General features: G+C 57.7%; 23 protein-coding genes, 2 tRNA genes and 2 pseudogenes. 10 read left to right on the top strand and 17 right to left on the bottom strand.

The annotated features are described in order from the left end of the window. Positions 1-77: 77 nt before the first annotated feature. The 6 genes from hfq to nnr all read right to left on the bottom strand — a co-directional run bounded on the left by hfq (position 78) and on the right by nnr (position 7,055). Positions 78-377: an RNA chaperone Hfq gene (gene hfq / locus DPA2511_RS02775; protein ID WP_012764165.1), complete on the bottom strand. Its 300-nt coding sequence runs from the start codon at positions 375-377 to the stop codon at positions 78-80. A gap of 111 nt (positions 378-488) precedes the next feature. Next, complete coding sequence (gene miaA / locus DPA2511_RS02770; RefSeq protein ID WP_012764164.1) at positions 489-1,430, bottom strand: tRNA (adenosine(37)-N6)-dimethylallyltransferase MiaA; 942 nt, start codon at positions 1,428-1,430, stop codon at positions 489-491. Continuing rightward, positions 1,423-3,312 carry a DNA mismatch repair endonuclease MutL gene (gene mutL, locus DPA2511_RS02765; RefSeq protein WP_012764163.1) on the bottom strand — a complete coding sequence of 630 codons (1,890 nt, stop codon included), beginning with the start codon at positions 3,310-3,312 and terminating at the stop codon, positions 1,423-1,425. The genes miaA and mutL overlap by 8 nt, the downstream gene beginning before the upstream one ends. Positions 3,313-3,352: 40 nt before the next feature. Continuing rightward, positions 3,353-5,059 carry an N-acetylmuramoyl-L-alanine amidase AmiB gene (amiB, locus tag DPA2511_RS02760; protein WP_023638125.1) on the bottom strand — a complete coding sequence of 569 codons (1,707 nt, stop codon included), beginning with the start codon at positions 5,057-5,059 and terminating at the stop codon, positions 3,353-3,355. Continuing rightward, complete coding sequence (gene tsaE, locus DPA2511_RS02755; protein WP_012764161.1) at positions 5,056-5,529, bottom strand: tRNA (adenosine(37)-N6)-threonylcarbamoyltransferase complex ATPase subunit type 1 TsaE; 474 nt, start codon at positions 5,527-5,529, stop codon at positions 5,056-5,058. Before tsaE ends, amiB begins: the two co-directional genes overlap by 4 nt. Then, positions 5,526-7,055 carry a bifunctional ADP-dependent NAD(P)H-hydrate dehydratase/NAD(P)H-hydrate epimerase gene (nnr, locus tag DPA2511_RS02750; RefSeq protein WP_023638124.1) on the bottom strand — a complete coding sequence of 510 codons (1,530 nt, stop codon included), beginning with the start codon at positions 7,053-7,055 and terminating at the stop codon, positions 5,526-5,528. Before nnr ends, tsaE begins: the two co-directional genes overlap by 4 nt. Between nnr and queG the strand changes: the two genes are divergently transcribed. Beyond that, a complete protein-coding gene (queG, locus tag DPA2511_RS02745; protein ID WP_012764159.1) occupies positions 7,054-8,193 on the top strand; it encodes a tRNA epoxyqueuosine(34) reductase QueG in 1,140 nt (379 codons plus the stop codon). The two genes, nnr and queG, sit on opposite strands and share 2 nt — an antisense overlap. A 2-nt stretch (positions 8,194-8,195) precedes the next feature. Beyond that, on the top strand, positions 8,196-8,399 hold the full coding sequence (locus tag DPA2511_RS23305; RefSeq protein WP_153247066.1) for a hypothetical protein: 204 nt from the start codon (positions 8,196-8,198) through the stop codon (positions 8,397-8,399). Positions 8,400-8,481: 82 nt separating this feature from the next. Here DPA2511_RS23305 and DPA2511_RS02740 read toward each other — a convergent pair. The 4 genes and pseudogenes from DPA2511_RS02740 to DPA2511_RS20945 form a co-directional block, all read right to left on the bottom strand. Beyond that, positions 8,482-8,557, bottom strand: a tRNA-Gly gene (locus DPA2511_RS02740). A 210-nt stretch (positions 8,558-8,767) separates the two neighbouring features. Next, entirely contained in the window at positions 8,768-9,694 is a 927-nt protein-coding gene (locus tag DPA2511_RS02735) for a D-2-hydroxyacid dehydrogenase (protein ID WP_012764158.1), read from the bottom strand. Between the two features lie 129 nt (positions 9,695-9,823). Continuing rightward, positions 9,824-9,899: transfer RNA gene (locus DPA2511_RS02730), tRNA-Gly, on the bottom strand. 194 nt (positions 9,900-10,093) lie between these two features. Continuing rightward, positions 10,094-11,121, bottom strand: a pseudogene (locus DPA2511_RS20945) (MsnO8 family LLM class oxidoreductase). A gap of 274 nt (positions 11,122-11,395) precedes the next feature. Between DPA2511_RS20945 and DPA2511_RS02720 the strand changes: the two are divergent. The 7 genes and pseudogenes from DPA2511_RS02720 to DPA2511_RS02690 all read left to right on the top strand — a co-directional run bounded on the left by DPA2511_RS02720 (position 11,396) and on the right by DPA2511_RS02690 (position 17,302). Then, positions 11,396-11,689 (top strand): hypothetical protein, encoded by a 294-nt coding sequence (locus tag DPA2511_RS02720; RefSeq protein ID WP_023638123.1) that lies wholly within the window; start codon positions 11,396-11,398, stop codon positions 11,687-11,689. Between the two features lie 14 nt (positions 11,690-11,703). Continuing rightward, positions 11,704-13,024: pseudogene (locus DPA2511_RS02715) on the top strand (LLM class flavin-dependent oxidoreductase); the annotation flags it as partial. A 31-nt stretch (positions 13,025-13,055) separates the two neighbouring features. Beyond that, a complete protein-coding gene (locus DPA2511_RS02710) occupies positions 13,056-13,973 on the top strand; it encodes an ABC transporter substrate-binding protein (RefSeq protein WP_012764155.1) in 918 nt (305 codons plus the stop codon). Between the two features lie 54 nt (positions 13,974-14,027). Next, positions 14,028-14,975, top strand: coding sequence for an ABC transporter substrate-binding protein (locus DPA2511_RS02705; protein WP_012764154.1), 948 nt, complete (start codon positions 14,028-14,030; stop codon positions 14,973-14,975). A gap of 13 nt (positions 14,976-14,988) precedes the next feature. Next, positions 14,989-15,549: a GNAT family N-acetyltransferase gene (locus tag DPA2511_RS02700; protein WP_012764153.1), complete on the top strand. Its 561-nt coding sequence runs from the start codon at positions 14,989-14,991 to the stop codon at positions 15,547-15,549. Next, the gene (locus DPA2511_RS02695) at positions 15,546-16,466 is read left to right on the top strand and encodes an amino acid ABC transporter permease (RefSeq protein ID WP_012764152.1); all 921 of its coding nucleotides are present in this window, start codon (positions 15,546-15,548) and stop codon (positions 16,464-16,466) included. Before DPA2511_RS02700 ends, DPA2511_RS02695 begins: the two co-directional genes overlap by 4 nt. A gap of 17 nt (positions 16,467-16,483) precedes the next feature. Further along, a complete protein-coding gene (locus DPA2511_RS02690; protein WP_012764151.1) occupies positions 16,484-17,302 on the top strand; it encodes an amino acid ABC transporter ATP-binding protein in 819 nt (272 codons plus the stop codon). A 130-nt stretch (positions 17,303-17,432) separates the two neighbouring features. Here the strand turns inward: DPA2511_RS02690 and DPA2511_RS02685 are convergent, their stop codons facing one another. From DPA2511_RS02685 to DPA2511_RS02665, 5 genes are all read right to left on the bottom strand, one after another. After that, entirely contained in the window at positions 17,433-17,858 is a 426-nt protein-coding gene (locus tag DPA2511_RS02685; protein ID WP_012764150.1) for an organic hydroperoxide resistance protein, read from the bottom strand. 141 nt (positions 17,859-17,999) lie between these two features. Then, the gene (locus tag DPA2511_RS02680; protein ID WP_012764149.1) at positions 18,000-18,473 is read right to left on the bottom strand and encodes a MarR family winged helix-turn-helix transcriptional regulator; all 474 of its coding nucleotides are present in this window, start codon (positions 18,471-18,473) and stop codon (positions 18,000-18,002) included. A gap of 153 nt (positions 18,474-18,626) precedes the next feature. Next, complete coding sequence (abgT, locus tag DPA2511_RS02675) at positions 18,627-20,150, bottom strand: p-aminobenzoyl-glutamate transporter (protein WP_012764148.1); 1,524 nt, start codon at positions 20,148-20,150, stop codon at positions 18,627-18,629. Between the two features lie 143 nt (positions 20,151-20,293). Continuing rightward, positions 20,294-21,745: a M20 family metallopeptidase gene (locus tag DPA2511_RS02670; RefSeq protein ID WP_012764147.1), complete on the bottom strand. Its 1,452-nt coding sequence runs from the start codon at positions 21,743-21,745 to the stop codon at positions 20,294-20,296. A 2-nt stretch (positions 21,746-21,747) separates the two neighbouring features. Beyond that, positions 21,748-23,073 (bottom strand): M20 family metallo-hydrolase, encoded by a 1,326-nt coding sequence (locus DPA2511_RS02665; RefSeq protein WP_012764146.1) that lies wholly within the window; start codon positions 23,071-23,073, stop codon positions 21,748-21,750. A 173-nt stretch (positions 23,074-23,246) separates the two neighbouring features. Here DPA2511_RS02665 and DPA2511_RS02660 point away from each other — a divergent pair, with 173 nt between their 5' ends. Beyond that, the gene (locus tag DPA2511_RS02660) at positions 23,247-24,143 is read left to right on the top strand and encodes a LysR family transcriptional regulator (RefSeq protein ID WP_012764145.1); all 897 of its coding nucleotides are present in this window, start codon (positions 23,247-23,249) and stop codon (positions 24,141-24,143) included. A gap of 53 nt (positions 24,144-24,196) precedes the next feature. Here DPA2511_RS02660 and DPA2511_RS02655 read toward each other — a convergent pair whose 3' ends face one another. Together DPA2511_RS02655 and nifB are read right to left on the bottom strand one after the other, a co-directional pair. Then, positions 24,197-24,709, bottom strand: coding sequence for a nitrogen fixation protein NifQ (locus DPA2511_RS02655; protein WP_012764144.1), 513 nt, complete (start codon positions 24,707-24,709; stop codon positions 24,197-24,199). After that, positions 24,709-26,115 (bottom strand): nitrogenase cofactor biosynthesis protein NifB, encoded by a 1,407-nt coding sequence (nifB, locus tag DPA2511_RS02650; RefSeq protein WP_012764143.1) that lies wholly within the window; start codon positions 26,113-26,115, stop codon positions 24,709-24,711. Before nifB ends, DPA2511_RS02655 begins: the two co-directional genes overlap by 1 nt. Between the last annotated feature and the right edge of the window lie 122 nt (positions 26,116-26,237).

Genomic DNA, 26,237 nt, shown 5'->3' with positions numbered 1-26,237 from the left:
AGAAAAAAGACACAACCACGGTACAGGAAAACGTCGGATAAGCGGCTTTTCCTGCCGTGGTAAACCTGTATGGCGCCTTATTCGGCGTCATCACTATCCTGTTGCGGCTGCTGCTGAGCGGCCTGATTATTACCATGATAGTTATTGGTGCCAGGATTATTGCTGTGATGCGATACCGGGCGAGACGGAACCACCGTGGAAATGGCATGCTTGTATACCATTTGACTAACCGTATTCTTCAGCAGAATTACAAACTGATCGAAAGATTCAATCTGCCCCTGCAACTTGATGCCGTTGACCAGATAAATCGAAACCGGAACACGTTCGCGACGCAGTGCGTTCAAGAACGGATCTTGCAAAGATTGCCCCTTAGCCATTCTATATTTTCCTTATTTGCTTGTTGTTTGTAACAAAGAGCTTTTCGGCCCTAAAATAACGTTATAAAAATTTTGTGCCGAGAATCAGTCGATTGTACACAATCGACCAACCTATGCACTAACAACCTCAACCACCCTGTGCAACGAATCACTAGGGCTATCGCTGTCAAGCCAGCAAACGCCTTCCCAACCACGCAACCAAGTCATCTGGCGCTTCGCCAACTGTCTGGTTGCACAGATACCGCGATAGACCATTTCATCGTAACCGATCTCGCCGGATAAATATGACCACATTTGGCGATAACCGACACAACGGATAGAAGGCAAGGCTGGATGGAGATCTGCGCGAGCGAACAAGACCCGAGCCTCCGTTTCAAAACCTGCCGCCAACATCTGTCGAAACCGCAACGCTATCCGTTCATGCAGCAATTCTCGCGTCGCTGGCGCAATGGCAAACTGATGAACATGATAAGGCAGTGCATCGCCGGATGTTTTTGTCAACTCAGTTAAAGTGTTACCTGAAACGAAAAAAACTTCCAGTGCCCGAGACAGTCTCTGAGGATCATTTGGATGAATCCGAGTTGCCGCCACCGGGTCTATTTCCTGCAATTGGCGATGCAACGCTTCCCACCCTTCTGTCTTCGCTCTTTCTTCTATCTCCCGCCGAATATCCGGATTCGCCGAAGGCAGTGGAGACAAGCCTTCCAGCAATGCCTTGAAATAAAGCATAGTCCCGCCCACCAACAACGGAATACGACCGGCAGCCGTAATTTCCGACATCGCCTGTAACGCATCCCGACGAAAATCTGCGGCGGAATAAGATTCCGCAGGATCGATAATATCGATCAACCGATGCGGTGCCCGCGCCAGCTCCGCCACGGTAGGCTTGGCGGTGCCGATATCCATTCCCCGGTAGATCAAGGCGGAGTCCACGCTGATCAACTCGACGGGAAGATGCTGGCGCAATGCCATCGCCAACGCAGTTTTTCCCGAGGCGGTCGGCCCCATAATAAAAATGGCGGGCGGATTTCCCGCCGTTTTATATTCAGTCATGCTGTAACGCCCTGATAGCAGGACTCATATCAATCACATATAACAATTCTGACGGCGGCGTTTTCACCAACACGGGACACAAACGCTCGACCTCAGCCAGCAATTGCACCGCCTGCGCGATGCTCCAGTCCGCTCTTTCTACCTGTAGCCGACTGGCTATCCACGCGGCTATCGTATCAGGTTCAGCATGGCCGTAATCGGTCAAATAGCCTAACAGGTCGGAAATCAAGTTTTGTAAATTTTGTTGTCTCAAAGGTAAAGGCACGGCCTTCAACGTCGCCGACGTCGGCTCCAACGCAACCTCAATGCCAAAGCGGGTCAACAACGGCTGCTGACGTCGTAATTCGTCACGCTCGGCCTTCTCAAGGGACAAACGCTGCGGAATGAGCAGAGGCTGCGGTCGCAACCCCTCTTCGGACGGCGTCAATTGCGCTTGATGCACATATCGTTCTGCCGCCGTCAACGACAACAGCGCAATTCCCTGCCGATGTTCAACCAAAGCGTAACGGCCATTATGTATCGCCAGCACGCGCCCGAGCCCCAATGCATGGCCTTCCAGCGGTTCAGAAACCGGCAAAGGGAGCGTTTCTGGCGCGGACGAAGACGATGGGCCGGTTAGCTGGACTGATGACGCATGACCCGCCTCGCGCGGCGGCGCAGCCGGCCGCAGCAATTGTTGATACAGCTCGCCTTGTCGCTTCTGATAACCACCATCCTGTTGCCAGGAAAACGCCTGCGGTTCTTTGGCGTTGCCGGACGGAGATCTGCCGTTCAACGACGCAGCCGCAGGCCGGGCGAAATGATTTTCCCCTGCCGCCTGCCGGTTTTCCTGCTGCCAATGCCCTTCACTCAACGCACTGGAACCGCTGTTCAATGATGGTGAAGACGCCTGCTGCAATACGGACATGACCGCTTGATAGATGAAATCATGCACCAAACGCGCCTGATGAAAGCGCACTTCGTGCTTTGCGGGATGCACATTCACATCCACCTGATGCGGATCCACATCCAGATACAGCACATAGGCAGGCTGTTGCTCTCCGTGCAGTTGATCCTGATATGCCTGACGAATAGCATGATTGAGCAATCTGTCCCGCATCATACGCTGGTTGACATAGCAGTATTGCATCTCCGGCAACTGACGGGAGCCGGCTGGATCAGCCACCCAACCATGAATATTGAGATCGCCGTGCTGCCAGGAAACCGCCAGCGCATGTTGCAGGAACGCAGCGCCGCAAATACTGCCAAGCCGCCGTTCCTGTTGGGAAGGATCGGTCGCCGCACGGTACTGCCTCACCAGCTTGCCGTTATGATGGAGATTGAACGCCACATCAAAACGGGCCAGCGCGATACGGCGTACCACCTCATCAATATGCATAAACTCGGTCTTTTCGGTACGCAGAAACTTACGACGCGCCGGCGTGTTGTAAAACAGATCCAGCACCTCTAACGTCGTACCGACCGGATGCGCTGCGGGCTTTACCGTCACCGCCATTTCTCGGCCTTCCGCATACGCCTGCCAGGCTTCCGCCTGATCCGCCGTGCGCGACGTCAGCGTCAAACGCGATACCGAGCTGATACTGGCCAACGCCTCACCCCGAAACCCTAAGCTGACAATAGCTTCCAAATCATCCAGCGTCGCAATTTTGCTGGTGGCATGGCGTGCCAGCGCCAACGTCAAATCTGCTTTACCAATGCCCGAACCGTTGTCGCGGATACGAATTAACCTGGCGCCACCCCGTTCGATTTCAATATCAATCTTGGTCGCGCCGGCATCCAGACTATTTTCAACCAACTCTTTCACAACAGAGGAGGGGCGCTCGACAACTTCGCCAGCGGCGATCTGGTTGGCCAACTGGGGAGGCAAAACCTGAATCGGCATGGGTGCTCCTTAACCTTGTCGACATCAAGCACTGTCGGCATCACGTGGAGGGTATGACCAACGTCTGCCCGAGTTGTACAGTGCCGGAAGTCATATTATTCACCTGTTGGATCTCTTTCATGCTCACGCCATAACGAACCGCAATGGCGCTGAGCGTATCGCCGCGCATCACTTTATGTTTAATCACCACGGTGCTTTTTTTGGGTGCGGGAGGCGTTTTCGTGACGCCTGGCGTCGAGGCCTTACCAGGAATTTTCAGCCGTTGTCCAACCCACACCACATCGTTTTTCAGGCTGTTGAGGTCACGAAGGGTGGACATGCTGACGCCATACTGCGCAGCGATGCCGGACAAGGTTTCGCCGCGCGCCACCGTATGACGCTGAGTCACCGCGTCATTCCTCACGGCAGGCGTTGCCGACTTTACCGGCGCAGACGCGGGGGCGTTAACCACCGACGACGCTTGCGGCCGGTTTTCCTGCTTTTGCGGCCGGTTTTCCTGCTTTGGGACATTTTGCAACGGATGAGACTGGAAATAACTGCGCAGTCCCTGATAAATGGCATTGGCAATCTTTTCCTGATACTCACTGCTCCCCAGCAGCCGCTCCTCGCTCGGATTGGAAATAAAGCCGGTTTCCACCAACAGTGAAGGAATATCTGGAGAACGCAGCACGCCAAGACTGGCATGTTCCGGCCGCCGTTTATGCAAACTGCCGACGCGCTGCAACTCACGCAGCACTTTCACCGCTACGTCATAACCCACACGCTGAGAATGGCCGAACTGCAAATCCAGCACCGCCTGGCTCAGGTAGGGATCGGCAGCGCTGTTCGCCAGCAGATCCCCTGCGCCACCCAGCAATTCGGATTGCTTCTCATGTTGTTCAAGCCAGTTCGCCATCTCGCTGTTGGCGCGCCGGTTGGACAATACCCACACCGATGCGCCCGTCGCGCCGCGGTTGGGAGCCGCATCCGCATGGATGGACACCAGCAGATTGGCCCCTTGCTTGCGGGCAACTTCAGAGCGCCCCATCACCGAGATAAAATAATCCCCATCGCGGGTCAGCACCGGTTTAAAGTCCGGATCGCTACTCATCAGCGCCTTGAGTTTGCGGGCAATCGCAATAGTCACCGTTTTTTCATACAGGCCGTTGGGCCCGGTAGCACCAGGATCCTGCCCGCCGTGACCCGCATCAATCGCCACAGTAACCCGCTCTCCGCGCCCACCGCGAGCGGAGGCTTTCACCGGCTCTACGGCAACACGCGACGAAGAAACATCTGCCGTCTTGCCGGTAAGCGGATTGCGCCCGGTGGTGACAGCGCTACGGGAGGAGGTGGATACCGGTGGTTTGGCTACCGGTTTACGTTCGCCCATCACATTCAGCACCACGTTATAACCGCCGCCGCTTTTCTCCTTTTGCGCTCGGGTCTGCGCTTTCTGCGTCAGATCAAGCACCAACCGCAGGTTGCCAGGCTCCCTGGCCTTACTGGAGCGAATTCTGGAGATAATATTCTGGCCGTTAAACTCCAGCGGCAGCCCCTGAACCATGCCGGATTGGCTGATATCGATCACCACCCGGTTCGGGTTACTCAGGGAAGAAAATTCATACACCGGCGGCCCGCTGAAACTCAACGTCACCACAGCTTCCGTCGAGGCATTATTTACGCGAATATCGGTGAGAGTCGCCGCCCAAAGCGGCCATGCCAGCAGTAATAACCCGCCCAGCAACGCCTTCATAACCCCCGACCTCATGACATTGCCTGCCCAGCCAACTGCTCAACAATCCGTGCGCCATAGGCCGACACGGCATGGATCTCTGCCTGCCGAGCGCGCCCATCGTAGTTAAGGTGCAACTCGACATCCGCCGTCGGCAGCACGCCGGCCCCTTGCTGAGGCCATTCAATCAGGCAAATCGCATCCTGCGACAGATAGTCGCGGATCCCCATGAACTCCAGCTCTTCCGGGTCGGCAAGACGATAAAGATCAAAGTGATAAACCGGACGCGGCGACAACGCATAAGGCTCCACCAGCGTATAGGTCGGGCTTTTTACATTACCCTGATGGCCCAGCGCCTGCAGGAATCCCCGACTCAACGTCGTTTTTCCCGCGCCCAGGTCGCCAAACAAATAGATAATCGATGCACGATCGCAGGCTCGTGCCAGCAATGCGCCCAGTGCAGTAGTGGCTGCCTCATCCGGCAGAGGTAACAAAAGCGTGCTCATTCTGTCTTTTCTAAAGGTATCCGTTCAGGATTCACATACTTCGGCAATATTGCCATTAAATCGGTCGCCAACATCCCGCGCGTACCTTGCTGATGCGCCAGCCAGTCCGCCGATGCGCCGTGCACCACACATCCGGCGCAAGCCGCGTCATACAACGGTAGCCCCTGGGCCAGCAACGCACCGATGATACCGGAAAGCACGTCGCCCATACCGCCGGTCGCCATACCGGGATTCCCCACATCGGCGATGGACATCGCCCCTTGCTCGCTGGCGATAACCGTACCGGCGCCTTTCAGTACCACCACGCCACCATAACGTTTCACCAGTTTTGCGGCGGCCAGCAAACGATCGCTCTCAATATCGGCAATCCGGCAGTTTAACAGACGGGCCGCCTCTCCGGGATGGGGAGTCAAGACGCGATTCTGACGTTTATAAGGACTGATTGCCAGCAGGTTGAGCGCATCCGCATCCCATAACATGGATTTGTTACAATTTTCAGCGATCCTAAGCGCGGTTCGGCCCCATTCGCGCTGCCCTAATCCCGGCCCGATGACCACCACGTTCGCCCATTCGAGCCCCTGTCTGACGGATTCCGGCGTCAGCTCCTGTACCATTAATTCAGGACGCGAAACCAGAATCGCCGCCAGATAATTTTTGTGAGTAAGCACTCGCACCAGCCCTGCACCACTGCGCAATGCAGCATCGCCAGCCATAAAAATAGCGCCGCCGGTTCCCTCATCCCCGCCGACAATCAGCAAACGACCATGCTCGCCTTTATGTGCCCCGGGACGACGGGGTTTCAACCATGTCGTCAGGCACTCGGCCGTCAAACGTTGCAGCGGCGCTGATTGTCTTGCCACCCAGGCGGTCAGCCCAAGGTCATCATGATGAAGTCGCCCCGTGCAATCGCGCGCCCTACCTGTCAACAACCCCGGTTTTAAGGTAATGAACGTCATCGTGTGCTCCGCCCGAATGACGGCGCCTTCGGCATGACCGGTTTCCGCATTCAGCCCGGAGGGAATATCCAGCGCGACGACCGGCGCCGGATATGCGTTGGCGGCATCGATCAACCCGTCGTAAGGCGCACGAGGCGCGGCGGCCAGGCCGATACCCAGCAAACCGTCGACAATCACATCGACCTCCTGCGGCCACGCGGCGTCCGGCGTCAATACTTCGCCGCCCGCCGCCCGCCATTGCTGCTGCGCCTGCGCTGCCTCTTCCGGTAACGGCTTGCTGCTTGTACAAGCGATCACCGTTACCGTTATCCCCGCCAGACGCGCCAACAGCGCCACAACATAAGCGTCGCCGCCGTTATTACCATGTCCCGCCAGCACCAGCCAGCGTCCCGCTTGTGGGTAACACGCCCGAATCAAATTAAACGCCGCATGGCCGGCGCGTTCCATCAGGGTATACAGCGACACGCCTGCGTTTCTGGCCGCGTTTGCCTCTTCGCGTCGCAGCCAGTCAGCCCGAAATATGGAATGTGGTAATATGGAAGAGAACTGCATTTTGTTACGGTCCGTCATGACATACCCCTACGATCTCAATGAACTGGCACAACTTATCAAGCAATGGGGACAAGAACTCGGTTTTCAGCAGGTAGGTATCTGCGATACCGATTTGTCCCATGAAGAGCCTCGCTTACAGGCATGGCTGGATAAGCAGTATCACGGCGAAATGGCATGGATGGCTCGCCACGGTATGATGCGAGCCCGTCCGCACGAACTGCTGCCAGGCACATTGCGTGTAATAAGTGTACGCATGAATTATCTGCCCGCGAAGGCGGCTTTTGCCAGTACGTTGAAAAACCCCTTGCTGGGTTATGTCAGCCGTTATGCGCTGGGGCGGGATTACCATAAATTGCTGCGTCAACGGCTGAAAAAATTGGGTGATAGAATTCAGACGCATTGCGGCGAACTGCAGTTTCGACCGTTCGTCGACTCTGCCCCCATCATGGAGCGGCCGCTGGCGGCCAAAGCCGGGCTGGGATGGGTGGGTAAGCACTCACTGGTGATGAATCGCAACGCCGGCTCCTGGTTTTTCCTTGGTGAACTGCTGATCGACCTGCCGTTACCGACGGACGCTCCCGTCGAAGAAGGCTGCGGTAAATGCGTTGCCTGCATGACCACCTGCCCGACCGGCGCCATCGTCGCGCCCTACACCATTGACGCCCGACGCTGTGTTTCCTACCTGACTATTGAACTGGAAGGCGCTATCCCTATAGAACTGCGCCCATTAATGGGAAACCGCATTTACGGCTGCGACGACTGCCAGTTGATTTGCCCCTGGAACCGATTTTCGTCACTGACCGACGAACCCGATTTCAGTCCCAGGGCCGCGCTGCATACCCCTGAACTGCTGGAGCTGTTCCAGTGGAACGAAGTGCGTTTTCTACAAGTAACGGAAGGCTCGGCCATTCGTCGTATCGGACATCTGCGTTGGTTGCGTAATATTGCCGTCGCACTGGGCAACGCCCCTTACGAAGATCACATCGTACTGGCGCTACAGGCAAGGTTGGGAGAACACCCGCTACTGGATGAACACATAGATTGGGCGCTATCGCAACAGTGGGAAAAGCGCAGCCAACAGACGATCGATGTTCAGCCGGCGCAAAAAAAGCGACTGATTCGCGCCATCGAAAAAGGGCTCCCGCGGGATGCTTAAGCATGACGGAGACAGATATCCACGGATTTTCACCGCTGTGCATAAATTTAAAAATACGTTGTCAATCAATCATCACAAAAAGTTCAAGTGATCCAGATAGCGTTTTTTATTATAAAATTTTATTTATATTTCAAAAAGATGAACAAACACGTTTCATCACGGTCGATATTAACGGCCGAGTGCCTGCGTTGACAGCCTGTGGATAACTCTGTTTAAAACGATACGAATCTTGCGACAACATCGCATGATGTGAATCAAGAGAGAGAGAGAAAGAAACGAAAAAATGATTGGAGCGGGAAACGAGACTCGAACTCGCGACCCCGACCTTGGCAAGGTCGTGCTCTACCAACTGAGCTATTCCCGCATACAACAGCATTCAAGTATTGTCGCTTTCTAACCAAAATCAAGTTAAAAGCCGCAATCTTGAAAATTTTAATAAAACACGGATAATCTATTGATTTTACTGTGTTTTAATAAGAATTCTCGCGAAGAGGGCAGCATTATGAACCAATCGACATGCCAAGGCAAGAAGGATTTTTCACTTCCTGCCTGAATGACGATAGTTTAGCCCGCCTCAATAGCTTCTGGAAAAATCCACCTCTCCCACCAGCGGCTGATTAGCTTGAAAACGAGGCAGATTTTCCAGGAACAAACGCGCCAGCCTGGCAGGAACCAACGGCCCGGCAATATGCGTCGTAATAAACAGGTTAGGTGTGTGCCAGAAAGGATGTGCCGGCGGCAGCGGCTCCTGACGAAATACATCCAGTACCGCTCCGGCAATTTGCCCCGCCCTCAGCGCAGCGCAAAGATCCTCATCCACCACCGCGCTACCCCGGCCGACATTGATAAACAGAGCCGCAGGCTTCATCGCGGAAAAGACGTCCGCATGATAGACGTCGGTTGTCGCTGGCGTATCCGGCAGGATATTAATCACGTAATCCGCATCCCGAACCGCCTCTTTCAGGCGATCCAGCGCATCGACACGCTCAAACGCCGACAATGACCGCGGTGTCGAGGCAATGCCGGTCAATACGACGCCAAACGGTTGCAAGAATGCCGCAACCTCACGCCCGATATCTCCGGTTCCAACGATCAATACCCGACGTCCATATAAAGAACCCGGCAAACTTTTTTCCCACACACCGGCCTGCTGGTGCTGCCAGCGGGCCGGCAGGCGATGTTCATGCTGCAGCAAATAAGCCAGCACGTACTCCGCAATAGCCTGGCCGAATACGCCGACAGCGCGACTCAAACGGTAATCCCGTGGGAAGGCTTCCGCCAGTAGCGGCTTATAGCCCGCCCAGGTGGACTGCAACCACCGCGGCTTGACACCTTGCGCCAGCAAAACCGCCGCTTTATCCGGCTCGCCGATCCAGATATCGCATCCGGCCGCCTCCTGAGGATCGCCGGATCCGATCACTAATGGCAAATCGGGCATCAGCGCATGTAATGGGTCACGGATTTCATCCGCACGGGCGTCAAGCAGAAGAACAGGCGTCATAAGCATCACCGAAGACAGCGGGAGTCAATGGCGAAAATCATATATGAAATGCTAAGCAAACCAAACAGATGGCTTGAATTTCTGTATTTTTGTCGGATAGGAGATAAAAGAGACTGACTAGAAAAAATTTGGAGCGGGAAACGAGACTCGAACTCGCGACCCCGACCTTGGCAAGGTCGTGCTCTACCAACTGAGCTATTCCCGCGTACTGAGGTGATTCAAGCACCTTCAAGCATTTAACTCTTTGATTAAAAAGGCTTTAACACTTGAAGGCGTCTGGAATGGCGGCAATTATGGACCGCTTTTCACAGTATGGCAAGCCATTTTTTTCCACTTTTGAACCGAATGCTCACAACAACGCCAGTTATTCGCATTTTTCTCTCGGTTTATCACCGCCCGTCAGGACAGCGCGCCGGACAACGTCACGCTCCTGATACCGCAGCCCAGCTCACTAATGGAGGTAAGACGGGCTTTGGGATCGACCACCGGCGTATGAATAATAAATTCATCAATACCATAACGCTGGTGATACGCCTGCAATTGCCGATGCACCTCGTCGGACGTGCCGTAAATCACCTGCCGCGCCTGCTTCTCGATACGATGCCGCCCACCGCCGGATTGCCGCACAAAGGCATCGGCCATCTCCTGCGTCAGCACATTCACCGGATTACGGTCATCAATATAAACCCGATAATTATGCTGCTCTTGCGCCAATGACCGTGCTTCCTCATGGGTTCGGGCAACAATTACCGACAAAGAGAGCAACGTCTGGGCCTGAGCCGGACGCTCTCGATGCCAGGCCCGCAGCGCATCCGCCAGCAAAGTTTCGCTGGATTGAATAAACCCGGCGAACGCGAAATGCCATCCCAACGACGCCGCCAGCCGAGCACTTTCCGGACTGGCGCCCAACAGGAAACGCTGCGGCTCGACGGTCGGCAACGGCGTCGCCTGCAAGACGGCGTCGTCCGCGACAGCGGGGAGCGCGGCATCAGCAACCAAAAATCGTTTAACTGTCGTAACTTATCTTCAAACGACAGTTGCCGGGACGCATCAACCTCCTGCTGCAGCGCTCGCGTCGACAACGGCAGGCCGCCCGGCGCTTTACCGACGCCCAAATCGACGCGATCCGGCGCCAGCGCCGACAGCAGATGGAAATTTTCCGCCACCTTGTACGGACTGTAGTGCTGCAGCATCACGCCACCGGAACCAATGCGGATCGTCCGCGTATGCGCCAGCAGCCAGGCCGCCAGTATCTCCGGCGCAGATCCCGCCAACGTCGCGCTGTTATGATGTTCGGAAACCCAGAAACGGTGATAACCCGCCGCTTCCGCCAACCGGGCCAGCGATGTAGTCTGCGCCAGCGCCGCGGCTGCCGTCGCGCCGGCGGCAATCGGGCTTTGATCCAATAAACTCAGACGATAATTCATGATATTTCCCTTTCACGGTAATCGGAATTAACCATGACGGCATATTTCCACAACGGGCGGAAAAATCATAAATAACAAAACAGGAATTAATTATGAAAAATAAGTGCAGCCTAAATAACGACAACCCATAATCATCACTACACCGCCATGATTAATTTGATAATGAACATTCGACATAAAATTCATTTCCAATGAAATCACCATTTCAAGCAGGTTTTTCCGTTTGTTATTAAATACCTCTATTTAGCGAATATACAAAGAACAACAGGCGCTGATGCTTTTTTCGTTTTGCCATATTCAATTTTGTTGTTTTACATCATTCATCAGCTTCATTAATAGTAATTTCACTGCATTTAACCTTCCGTTCACCGTCATGATGACGCACGCAGCGGCTCTCAAGCTCAAGGCGCAGTCACTCACGGCCGCTGCCGAACACGAAGCAGGAAGGGATACGCGCAAGGTAGGCGACGCGATTAAACCGCGTTCAAAAATCGGCCCTGATGGAATAAATGCTGAGACTTCGCCAAACCATCAGAATGACTCACCGAAAGAAAGCGATCCTGAGTAAAGGGAGAATATTCAATGAGTGAAAAAAACACCTCAACACGGCGACAACTGCGGCTGGGCGTTATATTACAGGGCGCTGCCGGAAATATGTCCGCCTGGCGCCATCAGAGTGTAGTTTCCGACGCCAGCATTAATTTCGAGTTCGTGAAAAATATTGTAAACAAAGCCGAGTCCGGTAAATTTGATTTCGCCTTCGTTGCCGACGGGTTATATATCAATGATAAATCCATCCCTCATTTTCTGAATCGCTTCGAACCCCTGACATTACTTTCCGCGCTGGCGAGCATCACCCGTCATATCGGCCTGGTGGGAACCTTGTCCACCTCTTATAGCGAACCCTTCACCACTGCGCGCCAGTTTGCCAGCCTTGATCACTTGAGCAACGGCCGCGCGGGCTGGAATGTCGTGACGTCGCCGCTGGAAGGCTCGGCAAAAAACTTCTCGCGCCAGCAGCACCCGGCACACTCGCTGCGTTATCGCATCGCCGATGAATTTTTGCGGGTGGTGAAAGGGCTGTGGGACTCCTGGGAAGACGACGCCTTCGTGCGCGACAAAGCCAGCGGCCGTTTCTTCGAACCCGAAAAACTGCACACGCTAAACCATCAGGGGGAATTCTTCTCGGTACAGGGCCCGCTCAACATCGGACGCACGCCGCAGGGCCGGCCGATCGTCTTTCAGGCGGGCGCCTCCGAGGACGGTAAAAAGCTGGCGGCCAGCCACGCGGACGCTATTTTTACCCACCAGCATACACTGCCGGAAGCGCAGGAATTCTACCGCGATGTCAAACGGCAGTTGGAAGCCAATGGCCGCCGCGCCGATCAGTTGCATATCTTTCAGGGCGTGAGCGTCATCGTCGGTGACAACGCCGCAGACGTGGAGCGCCAATATCAGGAAACCGCCCGGCTAGTCACCATCAGCGATGCCCTCAACTATCTTGGCCGCTACTTCGAGCACTATGATTTCTCTCAGCATCCGCTGGACGAGCCGTTCCCGGATATCGGCGATTTGGGCAAGAACAGCTTTCGCAGCACCACCGATGAAATCAAACGTAATGCGCAGGAAAGAGGGCTGACGCTGCGACAGGCGGCGCTGGAAGCCGCCACACCGCGTCCGCTGTTCAGCGGTACGCCGGAACAGGTGGCAGACGGCCTGCAAACGTGGTTCGAGCAACAGGCGGCGGACGGTTTCATTATCCAGGGCGGTACGCCGGACACCTTCGCCCGTTTTGTCGATCGGGTAGTTCCTCTGTTACAGCAGCGCGGTCTGTTCCGCCACGAGTATCCCGGCGTCACACTGCGTGAAAGCTTCGCGCTGGACTACCCCGCCAACCAGTTCGCCAGCCCGCGTGAACTGCAGGAGGCGGTGCAGTGAAACGACCGTTCATCCCAACGCTGCTGTTGCTCCCGGCGTTACTAAGCGCCGGGGTGCAGGCAGAAAACACTGTCGGCCGTATCGACCTGAACGCCAATCAGCTACCGATCCACGCGCCGCGCAACCCGCAGGCCGTCAGCCAGATCCCGGCAGGGTTCCGATTCGCCACACCCGGTACGCTGACCGTCGCCGTCTCAACCCTGAGTTCACCGCCGCTGTCCGTACTGGCGGACGACAACAAAACCCGTATCGGCAGCGACCCGGACATCGCCCGGCTGATCGCCGACAGCCTGGGGCTGACGCTGAAACTGGTGCCGACCGCGTGGGAGGATTGGCCGCTGGGCATCGCCACCGGGCGCTACGACATCGCCATCATCAATATCGCCGTCACCAAAGCGCGCAAGGAACGGTTCGATTTCGCCACCTACCGCATCGACACGCTGGGCTTTTACGTCAAAAACAGCAGTCACATCAAAGCAATACGCGGCCCGGAAGACATTGCTGGGTTAAAGGTGATCGTCGGTTCGGGCACCAACCAGGAAAATATTCTGCTGGAATGGGATCGGCAAAATCGCGCCCGAGGGCTACCGCCGGTGGCACCGATCTACGTCACCGACGATGCGGCAGCGACGCTCAGCCTGTTATCCGGCCGGGTTGACGCCTTCTTCGGCCCGCACTCCATCGGCGCCTACAAGGCCGCGCTCACCGGCCAAACCCGCATGGTAGGCCGGGGGCCAACCACCGCCTGGGTAGCAGTGACCACCCAAAAAGGCAACGGGCTTATCGAGCCAATCAGCACCGCGCTGAACGGCGTGATCCAAAGCGGCCAGTACGCGCAGGTACTGGATCGATGGGGCGAGAATGACGAAAAAGTCACGCGCTCCGTCGTCAACCCGCCGGGCCTCGGCGAATAGCCGCGCCTGTCCCCTCACCTGCTCTCATGACCATCGCACCGTCAAGGAAACGCTATGCAAAACAAAACACCTCGCCCTCTCTATCGCCTGGGCGCCATCCTGCTGGGCAGTTGGCTGCTGTTGGGCAACGCACTGGCGTCCGGCATCGACCTGAAAGCCAATCAACAGCCCATCCATGCACCGACAAACCCGCAAGCTACCGCGCTGATCCCACCGGGGTTCGCATTCGCCGTGCCGGGCAAACTCACCGTCGCCGTGGCGTCGCTACGCGCTTCGCCGCCGCTGGTGCTGTTGGGCGATGACAACAAAACCCTTTACGGCAGCGAGCCGGACATCGCCCGCCTGGTGGCGGACAGTCTGGGGCTGGAGCTGAACATCGTGCCGACCTCCTGGGAAGACTGGCCGCTCGGCGTCGCCTCCGGGAAATATGACATCGCCGTCACCAACATCACCGTCACCAAAGCGCGCAAGGAACGGTTCGATTTCGCCACCTATCGCGCCGATACGCTCGGTTTCTATGTCAAATCCGCCAGCCCGATCAAAACCATCGACAGCGCCAAAGACATCGCCGGCCTGAAGGTGATCGTCGGCTCCGGCACCAATCAGGAAGCCATCCTGCTGGAGTGGGACAAACAGAACCGCGCTCAGGGGCTGCCGCCGGTCGCGCCTATCTACAGCACCGATGACGCCGCCGCGACGCTCAGCATCCAGTCCGGTCGGGCCGATGCCACCTTCGGGCCCAACGTCACCGGGGCCTACAAAGCCTCGCTGGCCGGCAACACCCGGCTGGTGGGCATCGTCAACGGCGGCTGGCCGCAAGCGGCGCACATCGCCGTCACCACCCGCAAGGGCAACGGGCTGGTCAACGCCGTCAACGCCGCGCTGAACGGCGTGATAGAGGGCGGCCAATACGACCAGGTACTGAACCGCTGGGGAGAGAGCGTGGAGCGTATAGCACGTTCGGAAATCAATCCGCCCGGGCTTGGCGATGATCAACCGTAATCAGGAGGCCAGAATGTCTGCAGAACGCTTTATCATCAGCCGCCCGGACGACCCGCGCATCGTGCCGATTATCGACGACCTGTTCAACGAATACCGCCAGCGCTACGGCGACTATTTCGGCCAGCGCGAGCCGGATCCCGTCACGCTTTACCTGCAACCTGACGGCATCTTTGTCGTGCTACTGCACCATCACCGGCCGATCGCCACCGGTGCGTTCAAACGCTACGACGCCACCACCGCCGAGCTGAAACGCATCTGGACCGACAAAACCCAACGCCGTCAGGGGCTGGCGCGCCGGGTACTGCGCGAGCTGGAGCATCATGCCCGCCGGTTGGGTTACTGCGATCTGTTTCTGACCACCGGATTTCGTCAGCCGGAAGCGGTTGGGCTGTATCTGAGCGAAGGCTACCAACCCCAGTTCGACCCGAGCATCGACCCGGAATACTACAGCCAGCCGCCGCACGACGGGCGCCTGCCGTTTCGCAAACCGCTCTATCCCTTCACGCCGGTGCCGGACGCGGCATCCGTGAACGTTCACGCGGCGGCAATCACCGATACAGGAGACGCCTCATGACGCCTTATATTCACTCCACCGATTCCGATGCGCCGCCGCAGCTGCGCGTAGTGCCCGCCCGCCATCCCCTGCGTCTGGCGGGCGCACTGTTCGCACTGTTGGTGTTTGCCGGCCTCGCGGAATCGATCGCCTTTAATACCCGTTGGGAATGGCCGGTATTTGCCGGGTATTTCTTCAACCCGGTGATCCTTGAGGGGCTTGGCCGCACGCTGCTGCTGACCCTATCAGGCACGCTGTTCAGCATTATCGTCGGCACCGGGCTGGCGCTGGCGCGGCTGTCGTCATCCTGGCTGCTGCGCACGCTGGCCTGGCTGTACATCTGGCTGTTCCGATCGCTGCCGCTGATTCTGGTATTGATCATCCTCTACAACTTCTCATACCTGTACGACACGCTGTCGCTGGGCATTCCCTTCACTGGGATCACCATCCTGAGCGCGTCGACCATCGACGTGCTGGGGCCGTTTTCCGTCGCGGTGATCGGGCTGACGCTGGTGCAATCGGCCTACACCGCCGAAATTATCCGCGGCGGGATCCTCGGCGTCGACGCCGGGCAGTTTGAAGCGGCCGCCGCGCTCGGGCTGCCGGGATACCGCCGAACCTGGCGCATCATTCTGCCGCAGGCGCTGCGCGCCATCCTGCCTACCGGCTTTAACGAAATCATCAGCCTGGCGAAAGGCACCTCCGTCGTGTATGTGCTGGCGCTGCCGGAACTGTTCTATACCGTGCAGGTGATCTACAACCGAACCCAGCAGGTGATTCCATTGCTGATGGTCGCCACCCTGTGGTATCTGGCCATCACCAGCGTGCTGTCCGTACTGCAATACCACGTCGAGCGCTACGTCGCGCGCGGCGCGGTACGCGAAACCCCATCATCCTTGTTCGCTCGTCTGCTCACACCGCAGGCGCGCCGCCGCTGACCATCAGGAGAGCCGTTATGTCCGAAGCTATCGATTTGTATGCCAACCCGCACACCGACGACCGTTCCGCGCCCGCACGCGGGTTAATTGAAATCCAGGGCGTCAGCAAATGGTTCGGCGCCCATCAGGCGCTGGACAACATCAACCTGACGCTAGCCCCCGGCTCCGTCACCGTGATTATCGGGCCGTCCGGCTCCGGGAAATCCACCCTGCTGCGAACCATCAACCATCTGGAGCGGGTGGACGTGGGCACCATCCGCATCGATGGCGACTACATCGGCTACCGGCGCCGCGGCAACACGCTGTACGAACTGAAAGAGCCGGACATCCTGCGCCAGCGCCTCGGCGTCGGCTATGTGTTCCAAAACTTCAACCTGTTCCCGCACCTGACTGTGCTGGAAAATCTGCTCGAAGCACCGCTGGCCCACCGCCTGTACCCGCGGGCGCAGGCGGAACAGCGTGCGCTGGAACTGCTGGATCGCGTCGGGCTGCGTCATAAAGCAGGCGCTTATCCGCGCCATCTGTCCGGCGGCCAGCAACAGCGTATCGCCATTGCTCGCGCACTGGCGTTAAACCCGAACGTGCTGTTGTTCGACGAACCCACCTCGGCGCTGGATCCTGAGCTGGTGGGCGAAGTGCTGGATGTGATCAAAACGCTGGCGCAGTCGGGGGCGACATTGGTCATCGTCACGCACGAGATAGGTTTTGCCCGAGAGGTGGCGGATCGGGTGGTGTTTATGGTGGATGGCAAAGTGGTGGAAAGCGGCGATGCGCGTCAGGTTCTGAGTCATCCCCGCCATCCGCGCACCGCCAGCTTTTTAAACAAAGTGCTCTGAACCGCCGGCAATCAGCCCAGGGCTTTTACGTCACGTCCGCCGTCGGCATTGAACTTGCTCAGACACGCCTGAAGGCGTAGCGGGAGTGGTTTCGACCGCCGCAGCGCCGTCGGCAGGACGCACGTCGGGGTCAAATCAGCGTCAGCGTAACGTCGATATTGCCGCGCGTCGCGTTGGAATACGGGCAGACAATATGCGCTTTCTGAACCAAATCCTCTGCAACTGCGCGATCCAGCCCCGGCAGCGAAATCTTCAGTTCGACCTCGATGCCAAAACCGTTCGGGATTACGCCAATACCAACGCTACCATTGATGGCCGTGTCCGCCGGGATCGCGACTTTGTCGCGCGCAGCGACAAATTTCAGCGCGCCGAGAAAACAGGCCGAATAGCCCGCAGCGAACAGCTGTTCCGGGTTGGTGCCCTCTCCGCCCGCGCCCCCCAGCTCACGCGGTGTGGTCAATCTGACGTCCAACTGACTATCCGAAGACACGGCGCGACCATCACGACCGCCATTGGCCTGGGCATGGGCGACATAGAGAACTTTTTCGATAGACATGGTGATGCTCCTCGTTATTCAGGACAACATTAAATTTAATTCGCTATTAAATAGCGCACGATACAAATGAATAAAAAAACACACTTACTGTGGTACCCGCCCCCGTGAGACAAACGCGGGCAGGCCCTATCGTCCGGCAATTCAGGTATGCATGAACAGCCTGGCACGCAATATTTCCAGTTCCTGCTTAATGGCGCGTAATTGTTCTACGCTGCACTCCGATGCACAAAATACGCCTTCCGGCACCGCCCTGGCCTGCTGTTGCAACGCACGGCCTGCGTCCGTCAGGTAAATCATGACCTGACGTTCATCTTCCGTTCCCCGCTGGCGCACCACCAACCCGGCGCTTTGCAACCGTTTGAGCAACGGCGTCAACGTGGCGGAATCCAGAAACAGGCGTTCGCCCAATTCGGATACCGTCAAACCATCACGCTCCCACAACACTAGCATGACCAAATACTGCGGATAGGTCAGGTTGAGTGACGACAACAGTCGACGATACAGCTTGTTCATCGCCAGATTGGCGGAGTAAAGCGCAAAACAGAGCTGACCATCCAGCCGGTAGGCTTCATCACCCAGCGACGCGGGGGATGTTTGGGTATCTTTCGTATTCATGACAGGCAATCTACATCGCTCAATATTAAATAGCAAGCGACTTAAATTAAAAAATACCAACTACCCGAAAATAAACACAGAATCCCTTGATAATAGTGAAAAACCGGCGGAGGACACCGCCGGTTTTTCATCAATGCCAATGCGATACGACGGTTACAAATGCGGGTAAATACCCGGGCCAATCGGCAACCCGACCAGATACCACGCCACCAGCAACAGCAGCCAAACCACAAAAAACACGATCGGGTACGGCAGCACCAGCGAGTAATAGGTGCCTAAACGCGCATCTTTGTAGTAACGCTGCAGGAATCCAAGAAACAACGGCACAAACGGCGATACCGGCGCCAGCGGGATCACCGAGGAATCCGCCACGCGGAACACGATCTGCGCGAACGCCGGATGGAACCCCAACAGCATAAACATGGGGACGAAGATCGGCGCCAGAATCGACCAAATAGCGGAGCCGCTGGCAATGAACATGCACAAGAATGCCGAGAGGAAAACCAGCCCAACAAACGCGGGAACGCCGGTCATACCCAAGGATTCCAGCAGGTTGGTCAGACCGATGGCCATGAACTTGCCCATGTTGCTCCAGTTGAAGAACGCCACGAACTGGGACAACGGAAACACCATGACGATAAAACCGGCCATACCTTTCATCGGATCCACCATCAACTGCGGCAGATCATTCTGGGATTTTATCTGGCCAGTCACCATGCCGTAGGGAATGGAGATCACGAAGAAAAACAGGATGATCAGCGGCACGATCCCTTGAATGAACGGCGACGGCATCACGGTATGCTTCACCGGATCGCGCAGCGGGCCCCACTCAGGCACCACCAACGCCGCCACAACCGCGATGAACACCAGCGCCGCAATGCCGCTGGCGCGCAGCCCGCGGTTCTGCTCCGCCGTCAGTTTGGACAGGTGCTCATTGCTTTCGCCGCTCCACGGCGCTAGACGGGGCTCGATAAAACGGTCGGTCAACTGCGCGCCCACGATGGTCAGTACGACGACGGATGTCGCCATAAAAAACCAGTTATCAATAACGCTGACGTGTATCGCCGGATTAATCGCCTTCGCCGCCTCGGTACTCAACCCGGACAACAGCACATCGGTGGTGACGATCAACAAGTTGGCGGTGAAACCGGAGCCCACGCCCGCGATCGCCGCCAGCAATCCCGCCACCGGATGGCGCCCGACCGCCAGAAAGATCAGCGCGCCTAACGGCGGCATCACCACCAGTGCGGCATCGGAGGAGATATGGCTGAAAAAAGCGATGAACAACACCATATAGCTGGCGTAACGGGCGCTAACCCGGGACGCCATCTTGTACATCAGCGCCTGCAACAGCCCCACGCGCTCCGCCAGGCCCGCCCCCAGCACCAACGCCAGAATGGCGCCCAGCGGCGTAAAGGCACTAAAGTTCTTGATAACGTTAGGCAATATCCATTGCATCCCTTCCACGCTGAGCAGGTTTTTGACCTTCACCACCTCACCGTTGGCGGGGTTAATCGCTTTAATGCCAAGCCAGGAAAACAGGGCGCTGGCCAGCATCAACGCGATAATCAGGTAGACAAACAACAGGAACGGATTAGGAATTTTATTACCGACACACTCCACCCACTGGAATAGCTTCCCCGGCTGAGAATGGCTTGATTCCGCTGTCACACTCATTGATTTACCCTCTGTACTGAAATGTATTCATTGATTGTTTTTGTATATTTTTTATGTCGTTATCAGACGGACTCCCGCCTGATGCCGTCGCCTGCCGCGGGAACGAACGCAACAGGCAAACGATTGCCGTTCAGGTGAAAAACTCACCCTTTCAACGGAGATGGCGCCACGCCATCCGGGATAGGACAGCGATAGGGCACCGCCTGCCGCTGCGCCCGCCATTCCTGACGACAGGCCTCCAGCAGCGCGTCATCGGTGAACAGCGCCAATGCCGTCGCCGACATCACCCTGGCCGCCAGCGCCATCCCTTTATGCGCCAACGATGTCCGGCCCTGCGACACCGCCTGCCAGGTATGCAACGGCGTCCCCAGCGCATAGCATGGGCTGAAACACTGGGCGGTCGGCACCCGCCAGCTTACGTCGCCCACATCGGTAGAGCCGGGCAGAATGGCGCTGGTCGGCGCGTAAGGCGCTACGGCGTCAATCAGCGCTTTACCAGCCAGCGACTGACTGAACGCTTTCCCGGCCGCGCCGCCGATACGCTCGATGCTCGCCATATTGCTGGCGATATCTTCGGCGCTCAGCGTGCGGTAAATCTCTTGGGCGAACGCCTGTTCCTGCTCGCTGTATGCCGGCACGCCAAACGCCTGCACATAGCCATACATCGCCCGCTCCAACGTCAGGTTGGGCACATAGTTAGAACAGGCTTTCTCAAAACGTACCGTCAGTTGGGTATCCGTCATCAGCGCGGCGCCCTGGGCGATCCTCACCACCCGTTCATAAATCGATTGCGCTTGATCCACTTGCGGCGCACGCACCAGATACAACACCTCGGCATCGGCCTGCACCACGTTGGGCGAATGGCCGCCGGTATCGGTGACGGCATAATGTAAACGGGCTTCAGGAATGATGTGCTCACGTAAAAAGTTGGCGCCGGTGTTCATCAGCGTGACCGCGTCCAGCGCGCTGCGCCCCAAATGCGGTGCAGCCGCAGCGTGCGCCGCCACGCCTTTAAAGCGAAACGCCGCCTGAATGTTGGCCAGCGTCGGCGTACAGAACATGCCGCTGAAGGTCTCCGGGTGCCAGGTCAGCGCGGCGTCCACATCATCGAAGACCCCTTCGCGCGCCATAAACGTCTTACCGGAACCGCCCTCCTCGCCGGGGCAACCGTAAAAGCGGATGGTGCCCGCCTGCGGGTGCCGCTCCAGCCAGGCTTTCACCGCCAATACGCCGCCCAGCCCGGCAGTGCCAAGCAGGTTATGCCCGCAGCCGTGACCGTGACCGCCCGGCTGCGTCGGCGCCTGCACCGCGCAGCCGGCCTGCTGGCTCAACCCCGCCAGCGCGTCGAACTCACCTAACAACGCGATGACCGGCTTACCGGCACCAAAGCTGGCGACAAACGCGGTTTCCATACCGGCAATACCGCGTTGTACGTCGAACCCTTCCGCTGCCAGGCATCCCGCCAGCCGCTCCACCGAATAGTGTTCGGTAAACCGGGTCTCGGGATGATCCCAAATATCATCCGCAATCGCCGCCAGCAGCGGCTGAACCCCGTCCACGGCGTCATTGACGAAATCGACAATCGGCTGCGTCATGTTCAGGCTCCATACTGTTGAATATTGAGCGCCAGCAGGGCCAGCGTTTTCACCGCCACCGGGATCACGCTCTCGTTGAAATCGAACTTCTCGTTGTGGTGCCCGGCGCTCAAATCGGTACCAAAAATCGCGTAAGACGCCAGGCCGCCGTGCGCCTTGACGCGCTCCATCAGATAGGTGGCGTCTTCAGAGCCGGCCGCGCCGTCTTTGCGATCGATAATACTGTTCAGCTCCGGCACCTGCTCCGCCTGGCGGTGGATGAACGCCACCCATTCCGGGCTGGGTTGGCTGGACTGGGCGGCGCCCATCAGCTTGATATCCACCGACACCCCGTGCATCGCCGCCGCGCCGTTAATCACCTGTAACGCCTGCTGGTAGATGAACTCATTGACTTCGTTAGTCGAACCGCGGGTTTCCACCTTCATCATGGCGTTCGACGGCACCACATTACGCCCGGTACCCGCCTGCAACACACCCACGTTGATGCGGGAGCTGCCGCCGCTATGGCGAGGGATCGCATGTAACCCCAGCGTCGCCTGCGCCGCCGCCAGCAGCGCATTGCGCCCCTCTTCCGGTCGCCCACCTGCATGAGAGGCGACTCCGCGATAGGTGACATCGATTTTGGTGGTCGCCATAAACGTATCATTGCCGCACACCAGTTGGCCGGCCGGAATACCGGTGCCGATATGGATGGCGGTAAAGTAATCCACGTCGTCGACCACCCCGGCTTCGGCCATGGATTTGCCGCCGCGGGTGCCCTCTTCAGCCGGCTGGAACAGAATCTTGATGGTGCCGCACAACTGCTCGCGCATCGCCATCAGCACTGCCGCCAACCCCAACCCGATAGTGGTATGGCCGTCGTGGCCGCAGGCGTGCATCATGCCGGCATTGCAGGACGCAAAGCCGTCGCGGAATGGGCGGTGCTCACTATCCAACTGCTCGTTGAGATCGAGCGCGTCCATGTCGACGCGATAGCCCAACACCGGCCCCGGACGTCCGGTTGCCAGCGTCGCCACGATGCCGGTAAAACCGCCGGAAAAATAGGGCAGCCACTGCGGCAGCGCACCCTGCTCCAGCGCCCGCTGTTCCTGCGCTTTCAATACCGCTTCCGACGGCAGCCCCATACGGGCGTCCGTCGCGATCACCTCGCGCCCAAGCTTGAGGTCATACCCCAGGCGATGCAGCCGCTCCGCCACCAGCGTGGAGGTGCGGAACTCAAGCCAGCCGGATTCAGCGAATTTATGCAAATCACGGCGAAATGCGGTGAGTTCGGGAATAAGCGGCTCAATCTGTTGCGACAGTGCGGAATAAATGGCGTCTGAATGCATAGGACTCTCTCTGGCGTGATTGCGCGGTTGACGACAGAGGCGATAACCGCGACGTAAAGCGACATCCCGCCTCACGGCGGAGGTCATGATTTAAAAAAATGTACACAAACCCACCAGGGTAGATAAGATGCCAGGAACTTTGGTTTGATAACTCATGGTTATCAGGAGGAGAGGTGGCTTCGAACATCAAACTGCACCAGTTACAGTCCTTTGTGGCGGTGGCGCGACACGGCAGCATCCGTGCGGCTTCGCGCACGCTGAATGTCTCCCAGCCGGCGCTGACCAAGTCGATTAAGGAGCTGGAAGCCTGCCTGGGCGCACGACTGTTTCTACGCCACAGCCATGGGGTCGTGCTGACCGATTGCGGCGAGGCCTATTTCCGTCACGCCAGCCTGATTCTGGAAGAATTGCGCGTCGCCCAGGAGGACATCCAGCAACGGCTGGGGCAGGCCAGCGGCCGGGTCAACATCGGCATCGGCGCCAGTATCGCCCACACCGTGATGCCGGAGATCGTCACCCGTTTCCACCGTCTGTATCCCCAGGTGAAACTGCGTATCACCGAAGGCCAGCTGGTGGCGATGATCCATGAGTTGAGACAAGGGGAATTGGACTTCACCATTAACACCTACACCGGCTCATCCTTTGATAACGAATTGTTATACGAAAAACTGATGGAAAAGGAGTATTGCGTGGTGGCGCGCCGCGACCATCCGATGCGCCACGCCCGCACGCTGGAAGACCTTATCGACTGTGAGTGGACCATGCCCACCCCGCGTAGCAGTTACTACAAATACCTGTACGATATCTTCGCGACCATGCCGCACGCCCCCCAGGTCAGCGTGACCTGCGAAACCCTGACGTCATGCATCAGCCTGGTGATAAAAACGGATTTTCTCTGCGCACTCTCCCGCGATGTACTCAATGCGTCCGTACTGGGCTCACATCTGGTGGAAATAGAACTGGAGCAGCAATTGCCCAAGGCATCGTTCTATCTCATACAACGCAAGGGCACCATGCTATCGCCGATGGGTGAGCAACTGGCGCGTCTGTTCCGCCAGTATTGCCGCTAACAGGGATATTGCACCCCGGCCCCGACAACCCGTCATGTGTGGGCGCAGCGCCGTCACACCTCCGGGGCAAAGCAATGCGACCACTCGCAACAATCGTCGCAACTGGGGGAACGGCATACCAGCTCGCCGTCGGTATGCAGGCAGCGCTGACGGTAGAAGAACTTTTTCCAGCGCATATTCTGGCTATTCATCGCCACCAGCGCCGGAAAACAGTCGGTCATCAGATCCCGCAGCTCCGCCCGGGAATCCAGCCCCAAATCCTGCCACAGGTGGTTAAACCCCAACGAGGCGCTGGCGATGATCAGGTGCATCGGCGCGGCGCTGGCCGCCATATGCTGGAGCAGCCAGCCCGCCAATTGTTCCCGCTCCTCCTGTCGGCCTGCCTGCAATTCGCTCATCAGCATTTGCCGCTGATCCCGTACCGCGTCGGCCGGCGGCGGCCAGTCGAGCCGCCACAGCAAATCCCGCCAGTCCGACGTCGCCAGCCCCATCTGCCGCGGAAAGCAGGCCGCGCCGGCCTCATGCAACGTTAGCAGGCGCCGCAGCCACCGCTCCGTTTCTCCCATCAGGCCACCCCTTTTTCCCGGTCGTCTGACGCCATCTGCTGCCGATGCTGTTGCCACCAGCGGGACAGCACATCGTGCACGCTTTGCCACGCGCCTTCGACACAGGGTTGAATGCCATGCTGTTCCAGCTTTTGCCAGGGCGCGTAGCCGATACGGGCGCAGAACACCGCTTTCACGTCCGACAGCAATGCCAGCATCTCCGCCATGCGATCGTCGCCGTCGGCGGGCGCGCAGTCATCGCTGCCGTGGCAGTATTTCGGCGTAAAACGTTCATTCACCAGCACCACCCCCGCCGCTGACAGGCTGTAGATCTGAAAGCGTTCGACATGGCCGAAGTGACAATCAATCACATCGCCGCGCGATGACGCCACCGCCACCAGACAGGCTTGCGGCTCATCGGATTCACCGCGCGAGGCGATGCTGGCGTGCAGCCGGGCGCGTTGATGCAACAACGGCAGATAAGGCTGGGGTTGTGCGGGCAATGCCGACAGCGGGAACTGCTGGCTGCGATCTTCGCCCAGCATGCCGATGGCATCCGCCCGGCACTGCTGGCAGTGGGACATCTGCGGCATCGCCACCGCGCAGCGGCCGCGCACCTCCGCCAGAAAATCCGCATCCGGCTCAGGCTGCCCGTTCAGGCCAAACACCGTGCCATGTTCCGGCCGGGCGATCAGCGGCATGATGTTGTGCAAAAAGGCGCCCCACTCCCGCGCTTTCTCACTCACCTGCAGCAGGGAACGATCGTTGATGCCGGGGATCAACACGGAGTTGATCTTCACCAGCACGCCCTTCTCCGTCAGGCGCCGGATCCCTTCCTGTTGCCGTGCCAGCAGCATCTCTCCCGCCTCGCGGCCGGTGTAACGTTCACCGTCCAGCCACAGCCAGGCATAGATCCGCGCCGCTTCGTCAGGATCGAGCGTATTGAGCGTCACCGTAACGTGATCCACGCCGACATCCAGCAGCCGATCCACCGCATCCGGTAGCATCAGACCGTTAGTCGATAAACATAATTTCAGATCCGGCAATTGGTTGCGCAGCAGTTCCAGTGTGTTAAACGTGCGTCCCATGTTCGCCAGCGGATCGCCGGGGCCGGCGATACCCACCACCGACAACTGCGGGATCGCCGCCGCCACCTGACGGGCTTTGGCCGCCGCCTGTTCCGGCATCAACAGCTCCGACACCACGCCGGGGCGCGACTCGTTGCTACAGTCATATTTACGGTTGCAGTAGTTACATTGCAGGTTGCAGGCCGGCGCCACCGCCAGATGCATACGGGCATAATGATGATGGCCGCTGGCGGAATAGCACGGGTGATGCGCCACTTTGCTGGCCTGCAGCGACGTGAACTGTTCGGTATGGGTGGCCCGGCAGCGCGCAGCGCCTCCGGCGGAAGAGCAGGATGTCATGATTATCGCCTACGGTTACGGAGTCATACTTCATCAGGTGCAAACCCCATACCGTTGGACGATAAAATTTAATTTATAAAAAACAGAAAGATAGGAATAAATACCGTTGGGGTTTTTGTCAG

It is taken from the genome of Musicola paradisiaca NCPPB 2511 (assembly GCF_000400505.1).
GTDB lineage: Bacteria > Pseudomonadota > Gammaproteobacteria > Enterobacterales > Enterobacteriaceae > Musicola > Musicola paradisiaca.
This window is presented reverse-complemented; position numbering and strand designations above follow the sequence as displayed.

Coding starts and splice junctions, on each gene's coding strand:
- hfq (WP_012764165.1), bottom strand. CDS start 377: ATGGCTAAGGGGCAATCTTTGCAAGATCCGTTCTTGAACGCACTGCGT.
- miaA (WP_012764164.1), bottom strand. CDS start 1,430: ATGACTGAATATAAAACGGCGGGAAATCCGCCCGCCATTTTTATTATG.
- mutL (WP_012764163.1), bottom strand. CDS start 3,312: ATGCCGATTCAGGTTTTGCCTCCCCAGTTGGCCAACCAGATCGCCGCT.
- amiB (WP_023638125.1), bottom strand. CDS start 5,059: ATGAGGTCGGGGGTTATGAAGGCGTTGCTGGGCGGGTTATTACTGCTG.
- tsaE (WP_012764161.1), bottom strand. CDS start 5,529: ATGAGCACGCTTTTGTTACCTCTGCCGGATGAGGCAGCCACTACTGCA.
- queG (WP_012764159.1), top strand. CDS start 7,054: ATGACATACCCCTACGATCTCAATGAACTGGCACAACTTATCAAGCAA.
- nnr (WP_023638124.1), bottom strand. CDS start 7,055: ATGACGGACCGTAACAAAATGCAGTTCTCTTCCATATTACCACATTCC.
- DPA2511_RS23305 (WP_153247066.1), top strand. CDS start 8,196: ATGACGGAGACAGATATCCACGGATTTTCACCGCTGTGCATAAATTTA.
- DPA2511_RS02735 (WP_012764158.1), bottom strand. CDS start 9,694: ATGACGCCTGTTCTTCTGCTTGACGCCCGTGCGGATGAAATCCGTGAC.
- DPA2511_RS02720 (WP_023638123.1), top strand. CDS start 11,396: ATGCTTTTTTCGTTTTGCCATATTCAATTTTGTTGTTTTACATCATTC.
- DPA2511_RS02705 (WP_012764154.1), top strand. CDS start 14,028: ATGCAAAACAAAACACCTCGCCCTCTCTATCGCCTGGGCGCCATCCTG.
- DPA2511_RS02700 (WP_012764153.1), top strand. CDS start 14,989: ATGTCTGCAGAACGCTTTATCATCAGCCGCCCGGACGACCCGCGCATC.
- DPA2511_RS02695 (WP_012764152.1), top strand. CDS start 15,546: ATGACGCCTTATATTCACTCCACCGATTCCGATGCGCCGCCGCAGCTG.
- DPA2511_RS02690 (WP_012764151.1), top strand. CDS start 16,484: ATGTCCGAAGCTATCGATTTGTATGCCAACCCGCACACCGACGACCGT.
- DPA2511_RS02685 (WP_012764150.1), bottom strand. CDS start 17,858: ATGTCTATCGAAAAAGTTCTCTATGTCGCCCATGCCCAGGCCAATGGC.
- DPA2511_RS02680 (WP_012764149.1), bottom strand. CDS start 18,473: ATGAATACGAAAGATACCCAAACATCCCCCGCGTCGCTGGGTGATGAA.
- abgT (WP_012764148.1), bottom strand. CDS start 20,150: ATGAGTGTGACAGCGGAATCAAGCCATTCTCAGCCGGGGAAGCTATTC.
- DPA2511_RS02670 (WP_012764147.1), bottom strand. CDS start 21,745: ATGACGCAGCCGATTGTCGATTTCGTCAATGACGCCGTGGACGGGGTT.
- DPA2511_RS02665 (WP_012764146.1), bottom strand. CDS start 23,073: ATGCATTCAGACGCCATTTATTCCGCACTGTCGCAACAGATTGAGCCG.
- DPA2511_RS02655 (WP_012764144.1), bottom strand. CDS start 24,709: ATGGGAGAAACGGAGCGGTGGCTGCGGCGCCTGCTAACGTTGCATGAG.
- nifB (WP_012764143.1), bottom strand. CDS start 26,115: ATGACATCCTGCTCTTCCGCCGGAGGCGCTGCGCGCTGCCGGGCCACC.